At 37.9% G+C, this 22,303-nt stretch carries 25 protein-coding genes and 1 tRNA gene; 20 read left to right on the forward strand and 6 right to left on the reverse strand.

Annotated features, from left to right (window positions below):
• Nucleotide 1 precedes the first annotated feature (1 nt).
• The 9 genes from rnfG (at nucleotide 2) to trpA (ending at nucleotide 7,581) form a co-directional block, all read left to right on the forward strand.
• Nucleotides 2-580 carry an RnfABCDGE type electron transport complex subunit G gene (rnfG, locus tag BT999_RS04280; RefSeq protein WP_072696531.1) on the forward strand — a complete coding sequence of 193 codons (579 nt, stop codon included), beginning with the start codon at nucleotides 2-4 and terminating at the stop codon, nucleotides 578-580.
• A gap of 11 nt (nucleotides 581-591) precedes the next feature.
• A complete protein-coding gene (gene rsxE / locus BT999_RS04285; protein ID WP_072696532.1) occupies nucleotides 592-1,314 on the forward strand; it encodes an electron transport complex subunit RsxE in 723 nt (240 codons plus the stop codon).
• A 24-nt stretch (nucleotides 1,315-1,338) separates the two neighbouring features.
• The gene (locus BT999_RS04290; RefSeq protein WP_072696533.1) at nucleotides 1,339-1,911 is read left to right on the forward strand and encodes an electron transport complex protein RnfA; all 573 of its coding nucleotides are present in this window, start codon (nucleotides 1,339-1,341) and stop codon (nucleotides 1,909-1,911) included.
• A gap of 12 nt (nucleotides 1,912-1,923) precedes the next feature.
• Nucleotides 1,924-2,790 carry an RnfABCDGE type electron transport complex subunit B gene (gene rnfB / locus BT999_RS04295; protein ID WP_072696534.1) on the forward strand — a complete coding sequence of 289 codons (867 nt, stop codon included), beginning with the start codon at nucleotides 1,924-1,926 and terminating at the stop codon, nucleotides 2,788-2,790.
• A gap of 24 nt (nucleotides 2,791-2,814) precedes the next feature.
• Nucleotides 2,815-3,837: an FAD:protein FMN transferase gene (locus BT999_RS04300; protein ID WP_072696535.1), complete on the forward strand. Its 1,023-nt coding sequence runs from the start codon at nucleotides 2,815-2,817 to the stop codon at nucleotides 3,835-3,837.
• A 121-nt stretch (nucleotides 3,838-3,958) separates the two neighbouring features.
• The gene (locus tag BT999_RS04305; RefSeq protein WP_072696536.1) at nucleotides 3,959-4,858 is read left to right on the forward strand and encodes a sensor histidine kinase; all 900 of its coding nucleotides are present in this window, start codon (nucleotides 3,959-3,961) and stop codon (nucleotides 4,856-4,858) included.
• Nucleotides 4,858-5,532, forward strand: a complete 675-nt coding sequence (locus BT999_RS04310; RefSeq protein ID WP_072696537.1) for a phosphoribosylanthranilate isomerase — start codon at nucleotides 4,858-4,860, stop codon at nucleotides 5,530-5,532. The genes BT999_RS04305 and BT999_RS04310 overlap by 1 nt, the downstream gene beginning before the upstream one ends.
• A 31-nt stretch (nucleotides 5,533-5,563) precedes the next feature.
• Nucleotides 5,564-6,742 carry a tryptophan synthase subunit beta gene (gene trpB, locus BT999_RS04315; RefSeq protein ID WP_072696538.1) on the forward strand — a complete coding sequence of 393 codons (1,179 nt, stop codon included), beginning with the start codon at nucleotides 5,564-5,566 and terminating at the stop codon, nucleotides 6,740-6,742.
• A 65-nt stretch (nucleotides 6,743-6,807) separates the two neighbouring features.
• Nucleotides 6,808-7,581, forward strand: coding sequence for a tryptophan synthase subunit alpha (gene trpA, locus BT999_RS04320; protein ID WP_072696539.1), 774 nt, complete (start codon nucleotides 6,808-6,810; stop codon nucleotides 7,579-7,581).
• Nucleotides 7,582-7,698: 117 nt separating this feature from the next.
• Here trpA and BT999_RS04325 read toward each other — a convergent pair whose 3' ends face one another.
• Nucleotides 7,699-9,333, reverse strand: a complete 1,635-nt coding sequence (locus tag BT999_RS04325) for an ammonia-forming cytochrome c nitrite reductase subunit c552 (protein WP_072696540.1) — start codon at nucleotides 9,331-9,333, stop codon at nucleotides 7,699-7,701.
• Nucleotides 9,326-9,805, reverse strand: coding sequence for a cytochrome c3 family protein (locus BT999_RS04330; protein WP_072696541.1), 480 nt, complete (start codon nucleotides 9,803-9,805; stop codon nucleotides 9,326-9,328). Before BT999_RS04330 ends, BT999_RS04325 begins: the two co-directional genes overlap by 8 nt.
• 317 nt (nucleotides 9,806-10,122) lie before the next feature.
• Between BT999_RS04330 and hcp the strand changes: the two genes are divergently transcribed.
• A complete protein-coding gene (gene hcp / locus BT999_RS04335) occupies nucleotides 10,123-11,754 on the forward strand; it encodes a hydroxylamine reductase (RefSeq protein WP_072696542.1) in 1,632 nt (543 codons plus the stop codon).
• A gap of 84 nt (nucleotides 11,755-11,838) precedes the next feature.
• On the opposite strand, the gene BT999_RS04340 is transcribed toward hcp, so the two are convergent.
• Nucleotides 11,839-12,255 (reverse strand): RrF2 family transcriptional regulator, encoded by a 417-nt coding sequence (locus BT999_RS04340; RefSeq protein ID WP_072696543.1) that lies wholly within the window; start codon nucleotides 12,253-12,255, stop codon nucleotides 11,839-11,841.
• 190 nt (nucleotides 12,256-12,445) lie between these two features.
• On the opposite strand from BT999_RS04340, the gene ftsY reads away from it, so the two are divergent.
• From ftsY to BT999_RS04365, 5 genes are all read left to right on the forward strand, one after another.
• Nucleotides 12,446-13,783: a signal recognition particle-docking protein FtsY gene (gene ftsY / locus BT999_RS04345; protein WP_072696544.1), complete on the forward strand. Its 1,338-nt coding sequence runs from the start codon at nucleotides 12,446-12,448 to the stop codon at nucleotides 13,781-13,783.
• Between the two features lie 16 nt (nucleotides 13,784-13,799).
• Complete coding sequence (locus BT999_RS04350; protein ID WP_072696545.1) at nucleotides 13,800-14,513, forward strand: hypothetical protein; 714 nt, start codon at nucleotides 13,800-13,802, stop codon at nucleotides 14,511-14,513.
• Between the two features lie 16 nt (nucleotides 14,514-14,529).
• Nucleotides 14,530-15,072, forward strand: a complete 543-nt coding sequence (locus tag BT999_RS04355) for a D-glycero-alpha-D-manno-heptose-1,7-bisphosphate 7-phosphatase (RefSeq protein ID WP_072696657.1) — start codon at nucleotides 14,530-14,532, stop codon at nucleotides 15,070-15,072.
• 97 nt (nucleotides 15,073-15,169) lie between these two features.
• Entirely contained in the window at nucleotides 15,170-15,448 is a 279-nt protein-coding gene (locus BT999_RS04360; RefSeq protein WP_072696546.1) for a hypothetical protein, read from the forward strand.
• A 117-nt stretch (nucleotides 15,449-15,565) separates the two neighbouring features.
• Nucleotides 15,566-15,642 (forward strand) — tRNA-Met (locus tag BT999_RS04365).
• A gap of 109 nt (nucleotides 15,643-15,751) precedes the next feature.
• Here the strand turns inward: BT999_RS04365 and prmC are convergent.
• The 3 genes from prmC to BT999_RS04380 all read right to left on the reverse strand — a co-directional run bounded on the left by prmC (nucleotide 15,752) and on the right by BT999_RS04380 (nucleotide 18,598).
• Nucleotides 15,752-16,645 (reverse strand): peptide chain release factor N(5)-glutamine methyltransferase, encoded by an 894-nt coding sequence (gene prmC, locus BT999_RS04370; RefSeq protein WP_072696658.1) that lies wholly within the window; start codon nucleotides 16,643-16,645, stop codon nucleotides 15,752-15,754.
• 54 nt (nucleotides 16,646-16,699) lie between these two features.
• Complete coding sequence (locus BT999_RS04375) at nucleotides 16,700-18,082, reverse strand: hypothetical protein (protein WP_072696547.1); 1,383 nt, start codon at nucleotides 18,080-18,082, stop codon at nucleotides 16,700-16,702.
• A 72-nt stretch (nucleotides 18,083-18,154) separates the two neighbouring features.
• Nucleotides 18,155-18,598 carry a hypothetical protein gene (locus BT999_RS04380; protein ID WP_072696548.1) on the reverse strand — a complete coding sequence of 148 codons (444 nt, stop codon included), beginning with the start codon at nucleotides 18,596-18,598 and terminating at the stop codon, nucleotides 18,155-18,157.
• A 365-nt stretch (nucleotides 18,599-18,963) separates the two neighbouring features.
• Here BT999_RS04380 and BT999_RS04385 point away from each other — a divergent pair, with 365 nt between their 5' ends.
• The 5 genes from BT999_RS04385 (at nucleotide 18,964) to BT999_RS04405 (ending at nucleotide 22,117) form a co-directional block, all read left to right on the forward strand.
• Entirely contained in the window at nucleotides 18,964-19,203 is a 240-nt protein-coding gene (locus tag BT999_RS04385; protein ID WP_072696549.1) for a 4Fe-4S binding protein, read from the forward strand.
• Entirely contained in the window at nucleotides 19,200-20,267 is a 1,068-nt protein-coding gene (locus tag BT999_RS04390; protein ID WP_072696550.1) for a 3-methyl-2-oxobutanoate dehydrogenase subunit VorB, read from the forward strand. The genes BT999_RS04385 and BT999_RS04390 overlap by 4 nt, the downstream gene beginning before the upstream one ends.
• A 150-nt stretch (nucleotides 20,268-20,417) precedes the next feature.
• Complete coding sequence (locus tag BT999_RS04395) at nucleotides 20,418-21,161, forward strand: thiamine pyrophosphate-dependent enzyme (RefSeq protein WP_072696659.1); 744 nt, start codon at nucleotides 20,418-20,420, stop codon at nucleotides 21,159-21,161.
• Complete coding sequence (locus BT999_RS04400; protein WP_072696551.1) at nucleotides 21,161-21,709, forward strand: 2-oxoacid:ferredoxin oxidoreductase subunit gamma family protein; 549 nt, start codon at nucleotides 21,161-21,163, stop codon at nucleotides 21,707-21,709. The genes BT999_RS04395 and BT999_RS04400 overlap by 1 nt, the downstream gene beginning before the upstream one ends.
• Before the next feature lie 135 nt (nucleotides 21,710-21,844).
• On the forward strand, nucleotides 21,845-22,117 hold the full coding sequence (locus tag BT999_RS04405) for a 2-oxoacid:ferredoxin oxidoreductase subunit gamma family protein (RefSeq protein ID WP_072696552.1): 273 nt from the start codon (nucleotides 21,845-21,847) through the stop codon (nucleotides 22,115-22,117).
• Nucleotides 22,118-22,303 lie beyond the last annotated feature (186 nt).

Genomic DNA, 22,303 nt, shown 5'->3' on the forward strand with positions numbered 1-22,303 from the left:
GATGCGAGAAATAATAAGCATGTTGGTGGTACTGTCTGCTATTTGTGGAGTTTCCGGTTTAACGCTTTCGTTTTTAAAACAAACCACAGCTCCGACAATTCGTGCTCAAGTTTTGAAATATATTCAAGGCCCTGCTATTACGAGCGTTTTTAGTCAAGCAGACAACAAACCCCTTGAAGAATATAAAGACTTTACCCTTAAAGACGGAAAAACCGTTGTTACCGTATTCCCTTATAAACAAAACAATAAGCTTATCGGGGTTGCCCTTGAAGCAAAAGGTGGCGGATATGGCGGAGATATAGGTGTTATTGTCGGATTTAATATCGAAAAAGATACCTTACTCGGAATTGGTATAACCGAACACAAAGAAACTCCGGGAATTGGTAGTGCCGTTGCATTACCCAAGTTTACCAACCAGTTTAAAGGAAAGGGACTTGATATTAACCTTAGCTCAAGGGGTGGCAAAATAGACGCTATTTCCGGAGCAACCATATCGTCTACCGGTACAGTTACGGCAGTACAAAGTGCTGTTAATATTTATAAAGAACTTAAAGCCAATATTACCAGTCAGTGGCAATAAAGAGGTAAGTTATGGGATCAATCTGGAAAGAATTTTCAAAAGGTCTTTGGAAGGAAATTCCTCCCTTTCGCCTTGTTTTAGGTCTTTGTCCTACTCTTGCCGTTACCAAATCGGCATGGAACGGCTTTGGAATGGGTCTTGCGGTTATCTTTGTTTTGGTTTTATCAAACATGGTAATATCCTCAGTTCGCTCAATTATTCCTAAAAAAGTCCGTATCGTTTGTTTTATTGCCCTTTCGGCTACCCTCGTTGTAGCCGTTGAGCTTTTAATGCAGGCATATACTTACACACTCTATCAACAGCTCGGAATTTTCGTTCCGCTTATTGTTGTAAACTGTATTATTTTAGGGCGTGCCGAAGCTTTTGCCGCCAAAAACCCTGTCTTGCTCTCTGCGGCTGACGGCCTTGGAATAGGGATAGGCTATACCTTTGCCTTAACTTTTATTGGAGCAATCAGGGAAGTTTTAGGAACTGGCTCTTTAACTATTATAGGAATGGTCAGAGACTTTTTGGGCTTTGCCGACCCTACAAAATATGACGTTTTATTTTCTAACTTTGAACCTTTCAGAATAATGGTAGAAGCCCCGGGTGCGTTTTTAGTATTAGGTATCGTGCTCGCTTGTATGAACTGGTATACCATGTGGTCTGCGAAAAAAGCAGGTCAAGATCAACTAGCTTTAGATCCTGCGGAATGTGGCGGTTGTAGCGGTTGCAGTGGTTGTTCCGATAAATAAAGAGCTTAGCGAAAGGAACTCATTATGGAATATTTTCTTATGTTTATCGGAGCCGTGTTTGTAAACAACATCGTTTTGGCACAATTTTTGGGACAATGCCCTTATCTTGGTTGTTCTAAAGAAAAATCGGTTTCAATCGGAATGGGAAGTGCCGTTATCTTTGTTGCCGTTCTCGCAACAGGCTTGACTTGGGCGGCTCAAAAATATCTGCTTAACCCTATGGATCTTGGATATTTGCAAACTATTGTATTTATTTTGCTTATTGCAGGACTTGTACAATTTGTTGAAATGTTCTTAAAAAAAGCGGCTCCTCCCTTATATAAAGCGTTGGGAATCTTTTTACCATTAATTACAACTAACTGTTGTGTGCTTGGTCTTGCGATTTTAGCCCAAAGAGAAGAGTTTGGTCTTCTCGAAGCCCTGTTTTATTCTTTCTCTGCCAGTCTTGGCTTTATGTTAGCCTTGGTTTTAATGGCGGGAATAAGAGAACGCTTAGCTGTATGTCATGTTCCCAGAGCATTAAAAGGAACTTCGATCAGCTTAATTATGGCAGGACTCATGTCCATGTGTTTTATGGCTTTTAAAGGCATGATCTAATAAGGAGGCAATATGGTTATCGATTCTGTTTTAATGTTGGCAGGGTTGGGCTTTGCTTTAGCCGCCTTATTGGCTATAGCTTCCCGTCTTCTCTATGTTAAAGAAGACCCGCGTATCCAAGAAATAACTGAAGCTCTTCCCGGTGCCAACTGTGGTGGTTGCGGATTTGCCGGCTGTGAATCTTATGCTATTGCCGTTTTAAACTCACCCGACGTTGGTGCTAACTTATGTGTAGTCGGTGGAGAGGACACAGCGAAACAAGTTGGACTGCTCGCCGGAAAAGCCGTAGAAGAAGGGGCTCAAAACGTATGTTTTCGCCGCTGTGCTCGTGAAGAAGGAAACGTACAACAACGCTTTGACTATATCGGTGCCTCTACTTGTGCGAGTGCTGCTCTTATCGAGGGTGGACCTTATCGTTGTGGTTGGTCTTGTTTAGGGCTTGGCGACTGTGTAAGAGCTTGTCCTTTTGATGCTATTACCATAAAAAATAATATGGCAGAAATAAACGACGCCCTATGTTTAAGCTGTGGAGTTTGTGTCAAAACTTGCCCACGCTCTATCTTGCAAATTATACCACAACAAGCCAGAGTAATGTCTTATTGTGCCACAAGAGAAAAGCTTAAATTGGTTAGCGAAGTTTGCGAAGTTGGCTGTATTAACTGTTTAAGTTGTCTTAAAGCTTGTCCGGGCGGTGCTATAAAATATGAAAACTTGCGTATTGAGATTGATCACGCAAAATGTTTGGCATATGGCGAAAGTTGTAATGAAGCCTGTGTTGCGGCCTGTTCAAGAAAGATTCTGCGTTCAAGAAACAAAGGCACAAAACAGCCAATAGTGTTACAACCGAAAGAACTCGTTGAAGATTCCGTTAACGCATAACGCCAAAGATTTAAGGATATAATTATGAACTATAAGTCTCTCACACGGCGTAATTTTTTAAAACAAGCCACAACGCTCGGTGCGTCTTTATTTGTATTAAGCCCGGCTCAACTTTTGGCAGACAGCCTGACTAAAAATCATATTAGCCAAGAAACCCGTCTATTAATGGGTACTATCGTTAATATCACCGCCAAAAGTCAAAGCAAAATACAAGCAGAAACGGCTATTGGTCTTGCTTTTAATGAAATAGAACGCCTGATTGATATTTTTAATCGCCACTCTTCGAGTTCTGTAATCGGAACTTTAAATGCTCAAGGTAAGATTAAAGATATTCCAGTCGAGCTAAGTGAAGTATTAACAAATGCTCAAAAAATAACACTCAGTTCGAATGAAATGTTTAACCCGACTATAGAACCTTTATTGCGTTATTATGAAACGCATAAAACCAATAGTGCCAAGTTAAACGTCTCTAGCTCTGAAATAAAAGAATTAAGAGAACTCGCTGATCTTAACTCCGTAAAGATTAATGCAAGTGGTATTAGCTTTGCCAAACAAGGCATGGGTATTACGCTTGACGGAATAGCCAAAGGTTATATCACCGATATGGCTGCAAAGGTTTTGGAAAAAAACCAAGTCCATGACTATATGATTAACGCCGGTGGCGATATTAAAGTTAGTGGAACTAATATTGATTCACAAAGCTGGAATATCGGAATAGCCAATCCCTATCAAAAAGGACAAAGCGTTGAAACAATTCGCCTGAACCAAGGTGCTATTGCAAGCTCAGGCGGTTCGGAAAACTTTTTTGATAGCTCTAAACAAAACAACCACTTGATCAATCCGTATACGGGAAAAAGCCCTAATATAGCTTCCGTATCCGTCGTTGCACCAAATACAATGTTGGCAGACGCTTTGGCAACAACCATTGCTCTTTTACCAACTTCAAGTGCAATCAAATTGATTAATCAAACCCCTAATACCGCATGTCTTATTTTAGAGAACAGCGGTGAGCGTTTTACTTCGGCAACTTGGAATCAACTCGCCTAAAAACTAAGTAAAAGCTTTTTTTCAATATCCTGTTAAAGCTTGAGAGTGCTTGCCACCCTCAAGCTTTTTCTTTATGATAACAATCATTAACCAATTACAATATCAATGCTACTGATGTTCCATGCAAAATCTTACCTCAAATATAACGCTATTATACAGCTTGTTGTTTTTTCTCGCCTTTCTTGTGGGAATCTCTTGGCTTGTGCTTTTATTATTCACAAATAAACTCAAAAAACTTACAAACAGTCTCAGCCAAAAAGAAGAACTCATAAAAAAACTTGAAGCTCAACTTTTAGAATGCTCAAAACTGGCAAGCCTCGGGCAACATAGTGCCGAACTTGCCCACGATATAAATAATCCTCTAACTATTATTAAAGAACGAGCAGGTTTAATTAAAGATATTTTAAATGATGAAAATCAAAACAATATCAATGAGTATGATCAAATAAAAGATAATGCGAGCAAAATAGAACAAAGCGTTGATAGGGCCTCAAAAATTTTACTACGAACCTTAAATTTTGCACGCAATAAAAATATTCGCAACACAAATACAAACTTACAAGCATTAATTATTGAGATCATTTCATTTTTAGAAAAGAAAATCAAAACGAAACAGATTGAAATACAAACTCATTTTGAACCTGATCTATATTTCAACGAACTTGATGCAAACAAAACCGAGCAAATAATTTTTAATATTCTTGATAATGCTTTAGACGCTGTTGAGGAAAAAGGTATTATAAAGATTGAAACAAGCCATAATTCAGAATCTTACATAATCCAAATTATTGATAACGGAAACGGAATCAGCGAAGAAAATTTAAAACTGATTTTTACTCCATTTTTTTCCACCAAAAATTCAGCAGTTAAACAAGATGGCGGAACAGGTCTCGGTCTTTTTATTGCGAACGCTTTAACAACTGAACTTGGCGGAACATTAAAAGCTGAAAACAACCTCGACGGCGGGGCTCGGTTTAGTATATTTTTACCAAAAATTTCAAACACTAATGAAAAACTATAATGTCAACAACTCTAAAACTTAAAGTTTGTGGTTTAACACGCCCCGAAGATATACAAACCTGTTGCGAACAAGGAATTGATTTTACAGGTCTGATTTTTGCTTCTAAAAGCCCTCGAAAATTGACACTTGAACAAGCTCAAAGCTTATTGGAACAAAGCGTTCAAGCTTTCAAGACCTATAAAACAAAAAAAGTCGGCGTTTTTGTCAAACAGCCTATTGATGAAGTCAGGGAAATTGCAACAACGCTCAATTTAGACTATATTCAACTCCACGGCGACGAAGACGAAGCCTTTTGCAATCATTTTAAGCCTGAAAAAATTATTAAAGTCGTTTGGGCTGACAAAATTGCGGAAAAGTGTAAAGATAAAAACGAATTTCAAACAAAATTTGAAGCGGAACTAAAACGCTTTTCTTCTTATTGTGCATATTTTTTGTGTGATGCGGGAAAATCAGGCGGAGGTAGCGGAGAATGCCTCAACTGGCTTAACTTAAGCACAATAAAGTTTCCAAAACCTTGGTTTTTAGCTGGTGGTTTAAATTTAAACAATGCCTCGCAAGCATTCAATGAAGCCAAGCCTAACGTCTTAGACTTTAACTCAGGCTTGGAACTTAGCCCGGGTATAAAAGATTGCAATAAAATTATTCAATTAAATCAGTGGCGAAGCCAAATATAAGAATAAAGAATAAAATTAAAGGAATATATTTATGAAAAAAGGTTATTTTGGTAATTTTGGCGGACAATTTGTACCGGAATTACTTATGCCCCCGCTCTTAGAACTTGAAGAAGCCTGCAAAACCATTCTGCCGAGTACAAAGTTTAAAAAAGAACTGCAAGACCTCTTAACAAATTTCGCAGGACGTAAAACACCTTTAACTCACTGCCAAAATTTATCAACCGAATTGGGGATTTCCCTTTGGCTTAAACGAGAAGACCTCTTGCATACGGGGGCTCATAAAGTCAATAATACCCTTGGGCAAGCCCTACTCACAAAATATATGGGAAAAACCCACATGGTCGCCGAAACCGGAGCAGGACAACACGGCGTAGCAACAGCCGCAGCCGCCGCTCGTTTAGGTTTAAAATGTACAATTTTTATGGGAGCTGTGGATATTGAACGCCAAGCTCCAAATGTTATGCGAATGAAATTATTAGGGGCTAAAGTTGTGCCTGCTACTAGCGGAACGCAAACTCTAAAAGACGCTATTAACGAAGCTTTACGCTTTTGGATAGCCGAACAAGAAACAACACATTATTGTTTTGGAACAGCCGCCGGCCCTCACCCTTTTCCTACTCTGGTGAGAGATTTACAGTCCGTTATTGGCGAAGAAACCAAAGAGCAAGCCCTTGCTCAAATAGGTTCTTTACCTGATATAATCTTAGCCTGTGTGGGCGGTGGTTCTAACGCTATTGGTATGTTTTACCCTTTTGCTTATAGCGATGACTGCAAAAATGTACGCCTTATTGGTATTGAAGCCGCCGGAACAGGCGAACCTAACTGTTACCACTCCGCTCCGCTTAACCTAGGCCGCCCCGGTGTTTTGCACGGTCAACACAGTATGCTCATTCAAGACGCTGACGGACAAATTTTGCCTTCGCATTCCATTTCGGCGGGTTTAGATTATCCCGGTGTTGGACCTGAACATGCTTTTTTACACGACAATAAACGTGTGGAATATCATATGATTAATGACAGCAAAGCCCTAAACGCCCTTAAAACCTTAAGTTTAAAAGAAGGCATTATCCCCGCTCTTGAATCTTCTCATGCCCTCGCTTGGATCTTGGAAAACGCTCATACTCTCGCTAAAGACACAAAAGTTGTAGTAAATTTATCAGGGCGTGGCGATAAAGATATGGGCATTATTACACAACATATCAATCTTTAATTTTTTTAATTTTTTATAAATTACTACCAATTTATTTAAACATCTTGGAATATACGAGAAAAATCATGCATAAATTACAAGAACGCATAGAAAAAGCCAACGCTCAAAAACGCTTAGCTTTAATTCCATTTATTACAGCCGGTTACCCTAAAAAAGAAAATTTTCTGGGTTTATTAAAAGAACTCGACCAAAACGGAGCGGATATTATTGAAATTGGCGTACCGTTTTCCGACCCAGTCGCTGATGGTCCGGTGGTAGAAGCCGCTTCTGTGCTTGCTTTAGAAAACGGAGTTACTTTAAACTGGATTTTACAAACCCTTATTGAAAATACATATTCTTTTAAAGCTGGGCTTGTTTTAATGGGCTATTATAATCCATTTTTACAATATGGGTTGGAAAAGCTCGCCATTGACGCTAAAAAAGCAGGGATAGAAGGTTTTATTATTCCCGACCTACCTTTTGAAGAAGCAGAGAACCTAAGAGATATTTTAAAAAAAGCGGGTATCGCCCTGATTGCTTTGGTTGGAACAAACACCAGCGAAGACAGAATGCGTATGTATGCTAAAAATTCAGAAGGTTATGTTTATGTGGTTTCTGTATTGGGAACAACAGGTGAGCGTAAAACGTTTAACACAAAGGTAGAAGAAACTCTCGCCCGAGCTAAAAAAGTCTTTTATGAAGAACAAAACATTCCCATAACTCTTGGGTTTGGAATTAGCAAACCCGAACAAATTAAAGAGCTTAAAAATATACCGCATGGTATTATTTTTGGTAGTGCTTTATTAAAAGACATAGAAAAAACAGGTAGCACCATAAACTTTATGAAAAATTGGCAATAAATTTAAAAAAACTCAAATAAAATAAGACCATTGCAAACATTAATCTACAATGGTCTTATTTTTTATTCTTGTTACTTCGCTTAATTAAATAATTAATTACACGAACAAGTTACTGTTTTACTGTTTTACCGCACTAACTTTTTCTTGCAAGTTCCAAACTCTTTCGGCTTTTGGAGTTACAGGTAAGTATTTTAACCACTTATGAGTTTGCATAAACTCAGGATCCATTTGCAACTCACGAGAAAACTTCAAGATTGGCGGAACAAGTTCTTTAATATCACCTTCAAGCGTTTTCCCTATTTCATAGTTAGTCGCTTGCATTGCCAAGTTTATGGCGTTTTGGCTATATTGTTGAGACTCTGCCAAAGTATTTAACGCTTTGGTTGGGTTATGGAAACCAACGCTGTTTTCAGCAGAAATTAAATCCCAGAAGAATTGTCCTTTACGCACTTGTTCTTGAGCCGCAATTATAAGATCACCATATTTCTCATTTTTAGCGCCTTCAAACTCAAGGGCTTGACGTACGGCTTCATGAGCTTTTACTGATAAATCTTGAGCAACCATTAATTGGTCATAGACTTTTTGCTGAGTATTCACTACACGTTCTTTAAGAAACTCAGGGGTTTTGTCTGAGTGGCACTGACGACAAGCCGCCATTTTAGGGTCAAGCAAAGGCGAAGTCCACTGGTGGCTTGAGAATTTTCTGTTATCACTTGCATCACGACGATATGGCATATGGCAATCGGCACAAGCCACACCGGCCGCTCCATGAGGACCATTCATAAAGGTTTCATACTCAGGGTGTTGAGCCTTTAACATAGGGGTTTTTGAAACCGGGTGAATCCAGTCAGCAAAGAGACCTTCAAATCCGGGGTTTTTGGTGGCTCCAAGATTTGGATCTGAGTAATATTCATACATATCTTGAGGGTCAAAACCATTTGCCCAAGGGAACACAGGCTTTTTATCAATTCCGCCGTTTTTAGATTTGGCTTCGTTAAAGTAATATTCAACGTGGCACTGGGCACAAACTAAAGAACGCATTTCATTACGAGAGGCCTTTTTCCAATCAATTCCTTTCTTTAAAAGAGCTTCATTAAGAGGAATAGAAGTAATAACAAGTTCCATGGTTTTAGGATCATGGCAAGTAGCACAACTGATTGAGTTATCTTTCATGCTGATTTTATCTTTAGTACGAAAATCATGAAAGTTCATTGACCAAAACTTATCGTCTCCGTTTTCTTTAACCCATTTTGGAATATTCGGAGTTTTACAGTTCCAACAAGTAGCAGGCAAACCGGCTTTTTCACTATAATTGTTTATACGGTCAATTTCTAAAATATCATGCACCGCATAGGTATGTCCACGGGCTTTGTTGTATTCATAAGAAAACGGATAACCAAGCCAAAGGTTCTTTAAATATGGTTGAGCGTGTTTAAAACCTTCGGGAGTAATTCCGTCAGCTCTCATCACATTCACATTAACATTATCGTTTTTTCTCCAAGCAACAGGACCGCCAAAATCAGTCATATGCTTAACGCCGGTTTGGTCGTTATCTCGATAGGTTTTATATTGATTTGGAAAAAGCTTTTCAAAAGCTGAGGCGTTCAAGCCTTCTTCAGCCGTTAAGTTGGTATTATACTTTGGTGCAACAGGATCAGGCGTATCGGAACAAGCCACAAGACTCACCAACCCGACTATTAAGCCAACAGTAACAATATATTTCATTTGTCTGAATGAAAATAGTTTAGACATCACCGACCTTCCTTTTTGATATTGGTAGAGTTCTCATATGTGGTACTTGTCTATGACAATCAACACAATATGGTTTAGAGTTCATATTAACATTCCTTGTACTCTCTGTATGACAGCGAACACAATTAGCCTGAACAATATCTTTTGTTTTCTGGCTTGAGAAAATAGGACTCTCTACAGCACTAAAATGAAAAGCAGTAAAATCATGAAACCCAAAGATAGTTTTATTAATCATTCGCTCTGTAAAATTAACCGGCAAATGACAGTCATTGCAGTCTAATTTGGCGTGTAGCGACATTCTGTGAGTAACTACCGCATCAGACATCACATGACAACTACCGCAAAAAGGTGCTGAGTCTGTGGCTTTTAAAGACACATGTGCGACAACTAAGACTAACATGCCGACACACATCGATAAAAACACCAAACCAAGACGCCTTTTATTTTTTTTAGGCACGGCATCATTGGGCATAAGCTTTATACCTCCTATTTAAAGTTTCTGAATAAAACACATTTAAAAAAACACACACTTGAGAAATATATCACAACAGAACCGTTTAACAACCACCTTGCGAGTGGGTTGTTTAACAATAAAGCAATTGATATCCAGCATTCTATACACTACTCTTTTATTGTTTTTAGTCAAACGACTAAAAGGCGTACTTCCAAGGTGGTTGTTAATTAAAAAAAAGATGACTATTTTAAAATCAAGTTAATCATAAAGTCATTTATTATTCGTTTTTATAGTAAATAATATATTAATAACCCTTAACTTTTATGGAGTCGACCATGTTTTGCAATCAATGTGAACAAACCGCCAGAGGGATAGCCTGTAATAAGGCGGGAGTCTGTGGAAAAACAGACGAAGTAGCAACAACTCAAGATTTAATCGTTTACGCCTTAAGAGGCTTGGCTCTCGTCGCTTTAGAAGCAAGAAAAAAACAAATTGTCGATAAAGAAACCGATAGGCTCACTGTTAAAGCTCTATTTTCAACTTTGACAAACGTTAATTTTGATAATGATGCTTTAGTTGCTCTTTTAAAAGAAGTCATAAGCGCCAGAAAAGAGCTTATGAAAAAAATCTCAATGCCTGCTTCTTCTCCGCTACTCAACTTTGAATTAGCAGGTTCCGAACAAGCCTTGCAAGAACAAGCAAAACTCGCAAGCATAGAAACCCTTGTGAATGATCAAGATTGTAACTCCTTGGCACAAACTCTATTGTTTGGACTAAAAGGCGTGGCGGCTTATGCGGATCATGCAGCTATTTTAGAAAAGGAAGACCCAGAACTTTACGCTGATATTTATCGTGGCTTAAGTTTTGGTTTTGATGGGAAAACACCTAGTTTAACGGAATGGATTGATGCGGTTTTAAACTGTGGAAAAGCCAACTTAAGAGCAATGGAACTGCTTGATGCGGCTAATACCGAAACTTATGGTCAACCTGTTCCAACCGAAGTATCACTCGCCCCGATTGAAGGTAAGGCGATTTTAGTCAGCGGACACGACTTAAAAGATTTATACGACCTTTTAAACCAAACAGCAGGTAAAGGGATTAACATCTATACCCACGGTGAAATGCTCCCTACCCATGCTTACCCTAAGCTAAAACAATTCCCACATTTAGTAGGACATTTTGGAACAGCTTGGCAAAATCAAGCTAAGGAATTTCCTAATTTTCCAGGGGCTATTTTGTTTACGACAAACTGTATTCAACGCCCAGCCGAAGAATACGCAAAAAATGTCTTTACTACGGGCTTAGTCGGTTATCCCGGAGTTACTCACGTTAAAAACGGAGATTTTTCCAAGGTTATAGAACACGCCCTATCTTTAAAAGGTTTCACCAAAGAAGATATAGCCAAATATCCACAGAAAAAAATATTGGTCGGCTTTGGACACAATACCGTTTTAGGCGTCGCAGACAAAGTAATAGACGGAGTAAAAAGCGGTGCGATTAAACATTTCTTTTTAGTCGGCGGTTGTGATGGGGCTAAACCCGGGCGTAATTATTATACTGAATTCGTGGAAAAAACTCCAAAAGACACTATAATTTTAACTCTGGCTTGTGGCAAGTTTCGCTTTTTTGATAAACAACTTGGCGACATTGGCGGAATTCCAAGACTTTTAGATGTGGGGCAATGTAACGACGCTTTTGGTGCGGTTAAAATTGCCTTAGCTTTAGCTGATGCCTTTAAGTGTGGAGTTAACGAACTGCCACTAACTTTGGTTTTATCATGGTATGAACAAAAAGCAGTGGCTATTTTACTAACCCTATTATCTTTAGGTATTAAAGGTATTTATCTTGGGCCAAGCCTGCCGGCGTTTTTATCTCCTGCGGTTTTAGATACTTTAGTAAAAACTTTTGACATTAAACCAATCAGCACTCCTGGCGAAGACCTTAATACCATTTTAAACAAAAAATAATCTTAAAAATAAATAACATAAAAACAAACGGCACTGTCTATCATAAAAACAGTGCCGTTTTAGTTTAAAAAATTGAATCAAAAATTAAATTTTATTTATTTTATTTTCAAACAAAACATCAACCAAAGAAACCGTATTTAATTGGTCTTGAATCTTTTGCGAAATCTTCTTCCACATAAACCTTGTTTTACAAGTATGCTGATTAGGACAATCATTTGATTTATCGCCACAACAAACAACAAACTCAATTCCGTCTTCAAAAAGATAAACCAAATCACCTAAGCTGATTTCTTCTATTTTCTTTTCTAAAACAATACCGCCACCCGGCCCAATAATCCCTTTTGTCATATTATTTGCGTTTAAAACAACAATAATCTGTTCAATAGTGCGTAACGATATACCCGTATTTTGCGAAATAGTCCCCATAGGTAAAGCTTTATTCGCCTGAGCCAATTCAAACAAAACACGAACGGCATAACGGGTTTTTGTTGATAATTTCATAACCTAATCCTATAAATTACAAGTAACACAAGGCACGTTTTTTATACTAACCCTATTTAGATAAAAATATCAAGAGGAGCTTTTAGTATAAAAAACAAGCTTTATCTTTAATTTGATGTTTTATGAAATACAGATTATAATCAACAACATTTTAGTTTTAACTTATTTCACAAACAAGAGGAGCTTGTAAATGGGCTTTTTTTCGAGCATAAAAAATTTGTGGAGTTCTAACAAAGAACAAACACCAAACCCGGAACAACAACCACCCAACCTTGAACAAACCCAAAACGATACACAATCTGACGCTGATGATACAGCGTGGAAAGAACAGTTAACCGTTGATTTAAGAGCCGCCGAACCCAAATTATCCGCTTGGCTTTTTCATGTTCTGGAAGATGTCGATACGGTAACCCCTTATTTTTGGGAGCGTTTACGCTTTTTCTTAGCCTCTTTGGAAGTTCCGGAAGCGGAAGCGGAAAAATTTATCGACAGCTTTCAAAAGTGGCTAAACGAAATGGATTATGAACAGGTTGATGAATTTCGCTCCGAACTTCAATATCGCTTAGCTCTCGCCTTAGACCTTGAAGATGAAGAAGACGAGCGAAACCGCTTAATTGTAAAACTCTCAAACGGGCTTGAAAAAACAAGAGAACAACTTTCAAAACACTTAGACACCCTGATTAAAGGACACAAAAGTTTTGACCAAAGTTTTTGGGACGAATTTGAAGAAATCTTAATTATGGCTGATGTTGGCTATGAAGTCGCCTCTAATTTAATCGAAAGATTAAAAGCCAGAATTCAAAAACAAGGTCTTACCAACCCGGAAGACTTTAAAGCGGTACTGGCTGAAGAATTAAATATTATCTTTGAACCTAAAAAGCGTATTAGTGCCGTTAACCTACCTGAAGTTGTTTTAATGATCGGCGTAAACGGAGTAGGAAAGACAACAACTATTGCTAAACTGGCACATAGAGCCCAAATGCAAGGACGCAAAGTTTTAATCGCCGCCGGAGATACCTTTAGAGCCGCCGCAATAGAACAACTTGAACTTTGGGCAAAGAGAGTCGGAGCAGGTTTTTTCGCAAAAAAAGCGGGTTCTGATCCGGCGGCTGTTGCCTTTGAAGCCTTAGACAAAGCGATTAACGAAGGTTATGATCTACTTTTTATTGATACAGCCGGAAGACTGCAAACCAAAGTCAACCTGATGGAAGAATTGCAAAAAATTTATCGTGTTTTAGAAAAAAAACACCCGGGGGCTCCACACCGCAGCATCTTGGTTGTTGATGCAACAACAGGACAAAACGCCCTTTCTCAAACCAAACTGTTTAAAGAAGCCTGTGGCATTGATGAAATAATTTTGACCAAACTTGACGGAACAGCTAAAGGCGGGGTTGCGGTGGCTATTGTTATGCAACACGATATTCCTATTACTTTTATCGGTCTTGGCGAAAAAATGGACGACCTACGCCCCTTTGACGGACTGGAATTTGCTAACGCCCTCTTAGGCATAACAACCAAAAATAATTAATACACAGAGAACCACCATGCAAAAAAAATATCTTCTTATATTAAGCCTAATATTATCTTTCAATATCGTATGTGTTCAAGCCTCTATCGGCTTAGCAAAAACTAACGCTATCTTGCTTGCTCAAGCAGAAGACGGAGAAAAAACGGAAAATTCCGCAAAACACCCGGCTATTGCAATAATTAAAGAAACTCAAAAAGCAATTGACACTGCCAACCTCGAAATGTTTTTAGGGCGTGTTGATGTTGAGGCTTTAACCAACCAGGTTGTTGGAGTGTTTTTAAATCGCCTTCCCTCTATCGCTGATAAAATGGCGGAAAAAGGTGTGCTTCCGCCCATGTTGGTTTTGGCAAGTTCAGCCGTCAACAAAGGTCCTAATTCTATGGAATATCAAACTTCTAAAGCCTTTTTAGCTGCCGCCGCACGTCAATTCCTGCAAGACGGCGTAAGTTCGGGGGCGTTTGCCGGTAAAAAATATAATCCAAGCGGAATTCTTACAGACGAACTTTTTACGGGAATTTCAAAAGGTCGCAAAGAACTGGTTTATCCCCAAATAGAACATGCCGGAAAAAATACGGCAACAGTAAACGCTTTATTTAAAGATCACGGAACAGGCGACGTTTTTCCGCTCGTCTTACGCTTACAAAACAATAAGGGAATTTGGAAAATACAACAAATAGAGAATATTGACAGTATTTTTAATACCTTGGAAAAACAACTTGATGCCCAATAACCGTTTTGGAAATACTATGAAAAAAGCAGTATTTTTTGATCGAGATGGCGTTTTAAACCATGACTCAGGCTATGTCTATAAAATAGAAGATTTTAAGTGGATAAAAGGGGCAAAAGAGGCAATTAAGCTTTTTAATGACCGTGATTATTTAGTTTTTGTCGTAACCAACCAATCAGGTATCGCCAGAGGTTTTTATACTGAACACGAGCTAAAAAGCCTACATGCATATATGCAACAAGAGCTAAAATCAGCAAATGCCCATATCGACGAGTTTGTTTACTGTCCACATCACCCCGAAGCCACAGTGGCGGAATTTAAACAAAACTGCCAATGTAGAAAGCCTCAACCCGGAATGTTGACCTACCTGTTGAAAAAGTGGAAGCTAAACCCACAAAATTGTATTTTAATCGGTGATAAAAAAAGAGATCTTGATGCGGCTGAAAATGCCGAAATAAAAGGATATTTATTTAACGCCATCACAGAAAATTACGAACAAAAACAAGAAATTGAAACGGATTTGTGTGCGTTTGTAAAATCTAAAGTTTTTAACCAAGATTAACTTGCTTCACTCTGTGTTTTAGTTTAAATTCTTAAAAATTTGAACACAAATTTACAACTACAACTTCTTCCTCAAAAGAAGCGTAAGGGAGCTTTAAGTGAACAATAAACTATTTATTATATTGATGATATTCTCTTTCATTGTCGGAACTTTTTCTCTTGGTGCATGTTCAGCCACCCCCAAAACAGACAATAAAAAAGATGCCTCGCTCGCAACCAACAGCACTAGTAACGAAAATAAAGAAAATGACAACAACGCCTCTTTATATAACGCGGCAACAATGATTGGTTCTCAGCCACAAACATATTTCCAACACGGCTTTAGTCAAGAACAGCTTGACGAACTAGGAGAACAGGAAGAACAGGCTGAGCAATAAAAAAATAAGCTCCTTTCACTGTAATAAAAAAAATATGTTCAAAGCAACAAAAATACTTGCTATATTTTTATTATTATAATATAAGACTTTTCTTGTTACATGCTTACATGTAAAAATGGCGAGGTAGCTCAGATGGTTAGAGCATGCGGCTCATATCCGCAGGGTCGGGGGTTCAATTCCCTTCCTCGCTACCAAATAAAATGCAAAATCCGGGAACTTTATTTTAGTTGCCGGATTTTTTGTTTTTAAATATGCGTACATTGAAATATTCATGATATTTAAGACTATGATTTTTAATCTTTTTCAAGCTTTAACAGCGAATAAAATGCGATCTAAACCAGATAAATCTTTAATGATTTTTGCGTCTTTCCACTCTTCTGGATTCAAAGCGTTTAAAATTTGTTCGCCTTGCCACCACCCAAATTCCATCAAAAATAACCCCTCACTCTTTAAAGAAAAAGCGGCGGTTTCTATTGCTTTAAACGGCAAAGCCAGACCATTTTGATCTGAAACCAAAGCGGAATAAGGCTCAAAGTTCTTCACTTCTCTGTCTAAATCTTTATATTCCGCCTCTGAAACATAAGGAGGATTACTCACAATCAAGTTAAACTTTTGAGGCTGTAAACAGGCTTTAGTTAAATCTGATTGACAAAACAATATGTTACTACATTTATGATAGTTAGCGTTGTTTTTAGCCGTAGCTAACGCCAAAGAAGAAATATCCAATGCCGTAGCAAAGCTTTTCAAGTTTTTGTGTGTGTTTTTCAATATATCAAGCTCTAAACTTAAAGTAATCGCCAAACACCCACTACCCGTTCCCAGATCGGCAAACGTTAAAGTCGGTATATCTTTATCTTTTAAATACGCTAAAGCGTAATCGATAATTAATTCTGTCTCAGGACGTGGAATTAAAGTAGCGTAATTTACTTTAAAATTACGCCCATAAAATTCTTTTTCACCTAAAATATAGGCGATTGGTTCTCCTTGCTCGCGTCTTTGCAACAACTCCAAAGCTTGAGTATATATTTCCCGTTCTAAACTTAAGCCAGGGCGAAGCATAAGCTCTTTCAGCAAATCGGAGCGAGACATTTGTAAAATATGAGCAAATAAAAGCTCAACGGACAAACGCGGGCTATCAACCGATAAGGCATCAAGCCTTTCAGCGTGTTGTAAAATTAATTGTTTTACATTTAACATAAAATAAAAAATACAACAGCTTGCCTCAAAAAGCAACGTGAGACTAAAAGGCAATTAAATTGAACTATACTCACTAAACTCGCCGGGACTACGCCAAACAGAAACCGTCATTGATGCAACACTCAAAATATCAGATAAAATTGGGAATTTTTTCATAAGACTGTTTTTATTTTTTGCATGAGACAAGCCATAGGTTTTGTGAAGTAATTTTTCTAATTTTTGAGAAATATGTTTTTCGCCGACAAGTTGCATGGCTTCTACCATTTTTGTCAAATTATCTTTGGGAGCAACGGTATACTGGCAAGAAGCGTAAACAACCTGTTCAACTCTTTTATTATGAATTATAATTTCATGACAAGACAAAAACGCATGTGCCGCATTTATATAAAAGCCACGTCTTAAAAGGTCTTGTGCAGTATTCAAAGAATAAAGATTGTTTTGTGTGGTTTGATTGGGAACGCTTGGCTGTTTTAAAGCAGCAGAAATATTTGCCGGTTCTTTTTCAACTTGTGGGACAACAGTTTTTATCGCTCGTAACACATTTATATTGCTAGAATATTCCTGTTCATCATCAACCAAAGGAAAACTTCTTTGTCTCAATCTTGTAAATTTTTCATATCTGTCATCATCAAAATCATCGACAAGGGAAAAAGATTCTCGCTTAAAATGAGGAACAAGCTCTATAAAATCCTCATCAAGTAGCGGAAAAGGTTCTCTCTTTTCAGGTTCAGGTTTGGCTAAACCTAAATAATTATCTGAGGTTAATCGTTTTTCCGTAAAGTCTGTTTCTTTATTGTTCGGTTGAGCCGTTTGTTTCTGTGATAAAGACTGTTTTACTTTAAAATCAAGAGAATAACCAATCTGTACAAATTTTTTATTCGCGATCCTTTCTTTAACAACAGTTTGCAACAAATATTTGGCACGCAATAATTTCGAATGAAATTCATTCAAAGTATAAGGGCGAGAAAGACAACACGCCATTAGATTTTCCGATTCACGCCAACAACGAGTTGAATCGGGAAGCACAAGCACGGCAATATTTTCCTGTTCCGGCATTTGCCTTAAGGTTTCAAGAAAATCTAAAATATGACCATCGCTCAAACGTTCGGTACAAACTATTAAATCAACGGGATATAAAGAACAATCGTTTTCAGCAGAGTTTAAAAAACTCTGATTCTGCCTCCATTTAAGGGCAGCCTCTTCGCCTGCAAGATTATTGATATTTTCCAGTCTGTTTTTATATCGTTTATTTTGCTCTTGTAGCTTGTTAAAATTCTTTTTTTTACTGTTTTCTTTTATTATTTCAAGAGCTTTTTGTCCCAAATTACAACTTTGAATAAAAGAAACACCAAGTTGACGCAGGCTGTAACGTTCAGTACTGCATAAACTTTCACGCTCAGATAAGAGCAAAACATGATTAAAATCAGCTAATAACATAAACAATCCGACCAAGGGGTTTAACTCTTACCCCTTAAATCGTTGATTTTATACTGATTTTATGGGGAAAGATTATTTTAGAATAGAGGAACTACTAAAGCCTGTTGTTCCGTTGTTGTTTAAAAAATTGTTTACTTTAACATCATCTTTATCTAAAAGTTCTCCACAATGAGGGCATTGCCAGCCGTCTTTGGTTTCAACAAGGCGACTTAAAATTCCCTCTTCTGAGAAACAAGCACAACAATACGGTCCTTGTTTAATCTTATCGGCAATTACCCAACAAACCGTTCCATCAAGAACAAGGTTTTGTGATAAATGCAAAATATCACCAAGCTCATTAACCTGTTGTTTCAAAACAATATTTTCATCACAAAGACTAATATAAGCTTGCTGTAAAGACGCTAAGGCCGCTTTTGCTTCATCAAAAAATCCTTGTGCAAATAAGTCATAGACAGCTTTAAAGCGATAAAACTCTAACATGTTTTCATGCGCTTTTTTATTTTGTCTTGATTGCATTATTTACTCCTTAATATTCGTCTTTTTTCAACAAAACTTTAGTGTTGAACAGACATTAAAAAACAATAGACCGGGAAAATTTTGCCCTTTTAGATTCTCTTATTGGAAATAATGCAAGACCAAGACCGTCTTTTACTAAACGTGAGAAATAATAACCTAGCTTTAAGATAACACTTTAAAAAATATATAAAAAAAATATTTGCATTAAAGCTTGTAATTTTTGCATATAAACATTACCGTAAAAATATCAGTAAAGATACCTATTAGAGACTATCTTACAATAGCCTCTAAGTCGCACACTAAAAAAAATACAAATAAATAATTAAACAAAATAAATCGATTACAAACATAAATAAGGCGAAATCATGTCTCGAGTTCTTTTGAACGAAGAACGTTGCAAGGGCTGTTTATTATGCTCTTTAGTCTGTCCAAAAGCTATTATCCTACAATCAAAGCGTCTTAACAAACAAGGCTATAAAGTCGCAGAAGTGCAAAATATGGACGCATGTACAGGTTGTGGTTCTTGTGCTTTAATTTGTCCTGATTTGGTAATTACAGTCTTCCGTTCCAAAAAAGACAAAAAACCAAAAAGCGAAATATTATGAGCGAAATAAAAAAAGTTTTTATGAAAGGAAACGAAGCAATCGCCCATAGTGCTATTGCAGCCGGTTGTAAGGCTTATTTCGGTTATCCGATCACACCACAAAATGAAATTCCCGAAACCTTATCGGAATTACTGCCCAAAACAGGCGGGCAATTTATTCAAGCAGAAAGCGAAACCGCCGCCGCAAGTATGTTGCTTGGTGCGGTCGCTACAGGCGTAAGAGCGTTTACGTCATCATCAAGCCCCGGAATCTCACTTATGCAAGAAGCTATTTCATATATGGCAGGAAGCGAACTTCCCGCTGTTATCGTTAATATAAGCCGCGGTGGTCCGGGGCTTGGCGATATAGGTTCTTCTCAAGGCGATTATTTTCAATCGGTTAAAGGTGGCGGACACGGAGATTACAAGCTTTTGGTCTTAGCACCCTCAAGCTGTCAGGAAGCTTACGATTTAATGATTGATGCCTTTGACCTTGCCTTTAAATATAAAAACCCCGTTATGTTACTGGGAGATGCGATTATCGGCGGAACCAAAGAACCTGTCGTAATGCACCAACCAAACACAATAAACCAATATAATTCCACAACTTGGCGTTTAGACGGACGTGGTGAAAGTTATAGAGAAAAACGCCTGATTAAATCTTTGTTGTTAGACGAAGGGAGTTTGGCTGAACATAATTTAAAACTTGCAAAAAAATATAACTCTATGCAAGCTGATGTACGTTTTGAAAGCATTGAAACAGAAGACGCCGAAGTAATCGCCGTTGCCTTTGGCTCAATCGGACGCATAGTAAAAAGTAGCATAAAAAAACTGCGGGCTGAGGGTTTAAAAGTTGGTTTAATCAGACCAATAACCTTATTTCCCTTTCCATCAGCCGTTTTAAACAAACTTGCCAAGCAAAATAAAAAGTTTTTGGTTATTGAACATAACTTGGGACAAATGGTCGAAGACGTCAAACTCGCTGTTAACGGCTTAAGTTCGGTAAACTTTTTTGGCTGTATGCCCGGAAATCTTCCTTCTACGGAAGACTTTATCGAACCATTAAAAAAAGAATTTAATATCTGACTTTATTTTAATGAATTATAAATAGAAATTATTGAGGCTATAATGACTCCTGACTTAGATTTTATTTCACAATTTGAAAACAATAATGAAACAAAACCCGTTTTTACACCAACAGAAGATGAGGAACTCGTTTTTAAACAACCTCAAGCCATGCTTGATCGCCCGACCCACTACTGTCCCGGCTGTCATCATGGCATAGCTCACAGATTGGTTGGAGAGTTACTGGAAGAGCTTGATCTAATAAAAACAACTATTTGCGTAAGTTCAATCGGCTGTTCCGTTTTTATTTATAATTATCTTAATGTTGATACAGTAGAAGCTCCGCACGGACGAGCCCCGGCGGTGGCAACCGGTGTCAAACACGCCAGCCCCAACAATTTTGTCTTTACTTATCAAGGAGACGGCGACCTTGCCTCTATCGGTTTATCTGAAATTATGCACGCCGCAAACCGTGGAGAGCGTATTTCTGTGGTTTTTGTCAACAACACGGTTTACGGAATGACCGGCGGACAAATGGCTCCTACAACCTTAATCGGACAAAAAACCACAACCTGTCAAAGCGGACGTTGTAGCGAAAGAGAAGGAAGCCCCATGCGTATGGCGGAAATAATCGCCACACTTGGAGGAACCGCCTATTCCGCACGTTGTTCTTTAGACAGTGTAAAAAATATTCGCCAAGCAAAAAAGTCAATCAGGCGTGCTTTTGAAGTTCAAACTCAAGGCTTGGGTCTTGGTTTTGTTGAATTATTATCAGGTTGTCCGACAAACTGGCGTTTAGACCCTGTGGCGGCTAATAAGCATATCACCGAGAATATGATTCCCGTATTTCCGCTTGGAACTTTTAAAGATTTAAGAGACAGTGAATGTGGCTGTGTTAATTTAGGGATAAAATAATGAAACATTTATATCTTGATGTTATACTCGCAGGTTTTGGCGGACAAGGTATCTTACTTATCGGTAACCTGCTCGCTTATGCTGCCATGAACAGCGGACTAAACACCTCTTATATTCCCGTCTACGGCCCTGAGATGCGTGGCGGAACAGCTAACTGTACGGTTGTCATTTCAGACGAAGACATCTGTTCACCGTTGGTTAAACACCCAAAAGCTTTAATTGCAATGAACCAACCTTCGCTTGAAAAATTTATGCCGCGTCTGGAATCAGGCGGAATGCAAATAATCAATTCCAGTTTAATTAATATCCAAGATTTCAGAAAAGACATAAAAACTATCTGCGTTCCTGCCAATGGACTTGCGGAAAAAATTAACAGCCCAAAACTCGCCAATATGGTAATTTTAGGGGCTTTTATCAAAGCAACCCAGATCTTACCGCTCACAGAAGTAAAGAAAAGCTTAAACGATGTTATTTCAAGCCATTATATGCACCTCAAAACAAAAAACGAAGAAGCCTTGGAACTCGGTTTTGACTTTGTGCAAGATTAAAGACTATTGTGCACAAGCCTCTAATTGGCTTCTATTAGAAAGACACTCCAAAAAACACGAATGTTGAACCAGTAAAAACGTTTTTGTCGCTTGAAAAATTTATGCAACACTTAGAGCGGCACGGAATCAGGCGGAATGCAAATAATCAATTCCAGTTTAATTAGTATCCAATATTTCAGAAAAGACATAAAAACTATCTGCGTTCCCGCCAATGAACTTGCGGAAAAAATTAACAGCCCAAAACTCGCCAATATGGTAATTTTAGGAGCTTTTATCAAAGTAACCCAGATCTTACCGCTTACAGAAGTAAAGAAAAGCTTAAACGATGTTATTTCAATCCATTATATGCACCTCAAAACAAAAAACGAAGAAGCCTTGGAACTCGGTTTTGATTTTGTGCAAGATTAAAGACTATTGTGCAAAAGCCTCTAAGTGGCTTCTATTAGAAAGACACTCCAAAAACTACTAATAAAGAAAATTTAATTTCCCTGTAAAATGAGTGTTTTTTGTGGTTTAAGACGTTTTACGCTATGTTCTCATAAAACGATGATAAAAACATGCAGAACAGAGTGTTGCAATGGTCTTAGATTAAGC

Origin of the sequence: Desulfovibrio litoralis DSM 11393, from assembly GCF_900143255.1 — a bacterium.
Lineage (GTDB): Bacteria > Desulfobacterota > Desulfovibrionia > Desulfovibrionales > Desulfovibrionaceae > Frigididesulfovibrio_A > Frigididesulfovibrio_A litoralis.

Coding starts and splice junctions, on each gene's coding strand:
- rnfG (WP_072696531.1), top strand. CDS start 2: ATGCGAGAAATAATAAGCATGTTGGTGGTACTGTCTGCTATTTGTGGA.
- rsxE (WP_072696532.1), top strand. CDS start 592: ATGGGATCAATCTGGAAAGAATTTTCAAAAGGTCTTTGGAAGGAAATT.
- BT999_RS04290 (WP_072696533.1), top strand. CDS start 1,339: ATGGAATATTTTCTTATGTTTATCGGAGCCGTGTTTGTAAACAACATC.
- rnfB (WP_072696534.1), top strand. CDS start 1,924: ATGGTTATCGATTCTGTTTTAATGTTGGCAGGGTTGGGCTTTGCTTTA.
- BT999_RS04300 (WP_072696535.1), top strand. CDS start 2,815: ATGAACTATAAGTCTCTCACACGGCGTAATTTTTTAAAACAAGCCACA.
- BT999_RS04305 (WP_072696536.1), top strand. CDS start 3,959: ATGCAAAATCTTACCTCAAATATAACGCTATTATACAGCTTGTTGTTT.
- BT999_RS04310 (WP_072696537.1), top strand. CDS start 4,858: ATGTCAACAACTCTAAAACTTAAAGTTTGTGGTTTAACACGCCCCGAA.
- trpB (WP_072696538.1), top strand. CDS start 5,564: ATGAAAAAAGGTTATTTTGGTAATTTTGGCGGACAATTTGTACCGGAA.
- trpA (WP_072696539.1), top strand. CDS start 6,808: ATGCATAAATTACAAGAACGCATAGAAAAAGCCAACGCTCAAAAACGC.
- BT999_RS04325 (WP_072696540.1), bottom strand. CDS start 9,333: ATGTCTAAACTATTTTCATTCAGACAAATGAAATATATTGTTACTGTT.
- BT999_RS04330 (WP_072696541.1), bottom strand. CDS start 9,805: ATGCCCAATGATGCCGTGCCTAAAAAAAATAAAAGGCGTCTTGGTTTG.
- hcp (WP_072696542.1), top strand. CDS start 10,123: ATGTTTTGCAATCAATGTGAACAAACCGCCAGAGGGATAGCCTGTAAT.
- BT999_RS04340 (WP_072696543.1), bottom strand. CDS start 12,255: ATGAAATTATCAACAAAAACCCGTTATGCCGTTCGTGTTTTGTTTGAA.
- ftsY (WP_072696544.1), top strand. CDS start 12,446: ATGGGCTTTTTTTCGAGCATAAAAAATTTGTGGAGTTCTAACAAAGAA.
- BT999_RS04350 (WP_072696545.1), top strand. CDS start 13,800: ATGCAAAAAAAATATCTTCTTATATTAAGCCTAATATTATCTTTCAAT.
- BT999_RS04355 (WP_072696657.1), top strand. CDS start 14,530: ATGAAAAAAGCAGTATTTTTTGATCGAGATGGCGTTTTAAACCATGAC.
- prmC (WP_072696658.1), bottom strand. CDS start 16,645: ATGTTAAATGTAAAACAATTAATTTTACAACACGCTGAAAGGCTTGAT.
- BT999_RS04375 (WP_072696547.1), bottom strand. CDS start 18,082: ATGTTATTAGCTGATTTTAATCATGTTTTGCTCTTATCTGAGCGTGAA.
- BT999_RS04380 (WP_072696548.1), bottom strand. CDS start 18,598: ATGCAATCAAGACAAAATAAAAAAGCGCATGAAAACATGTTAGAGTTT.
- BT999_RS04385 (WP_072696549.1), top strand. CDS start 18,964: ATGTCTCGAGTTCTTTTGAACGAAGAACGTTGCAAGGGCTGTTTATTA.
- BT999_RS04390 (WP_072696550.1), top strand. CDS start 19,200: ATGAGCGAAATAAAAAAAGTTTTTATGAAAGGAAACGAAGCAATCGCC.
- BT999_RS04395 (WP_072696659.1), top strand. CDS start 20,418: ATGCTTGATCGCCCGACCCACTACTGTCCCGGCTGTCATCATGGCATA.
- BT999_RS04400 (WP_072696551.1), top strand. CDS start 21,161: ATGAAACATTTATATCTTGATGTTATACTCGCAGGTTTTGGCGGACAA.
- BT999_RS04405 (WP_072696552.1), top strand. CDS start 21,845: ATGCAAATAATCAATTCCAGTTTAATTAGTATCCAATATTTCAGAAAA.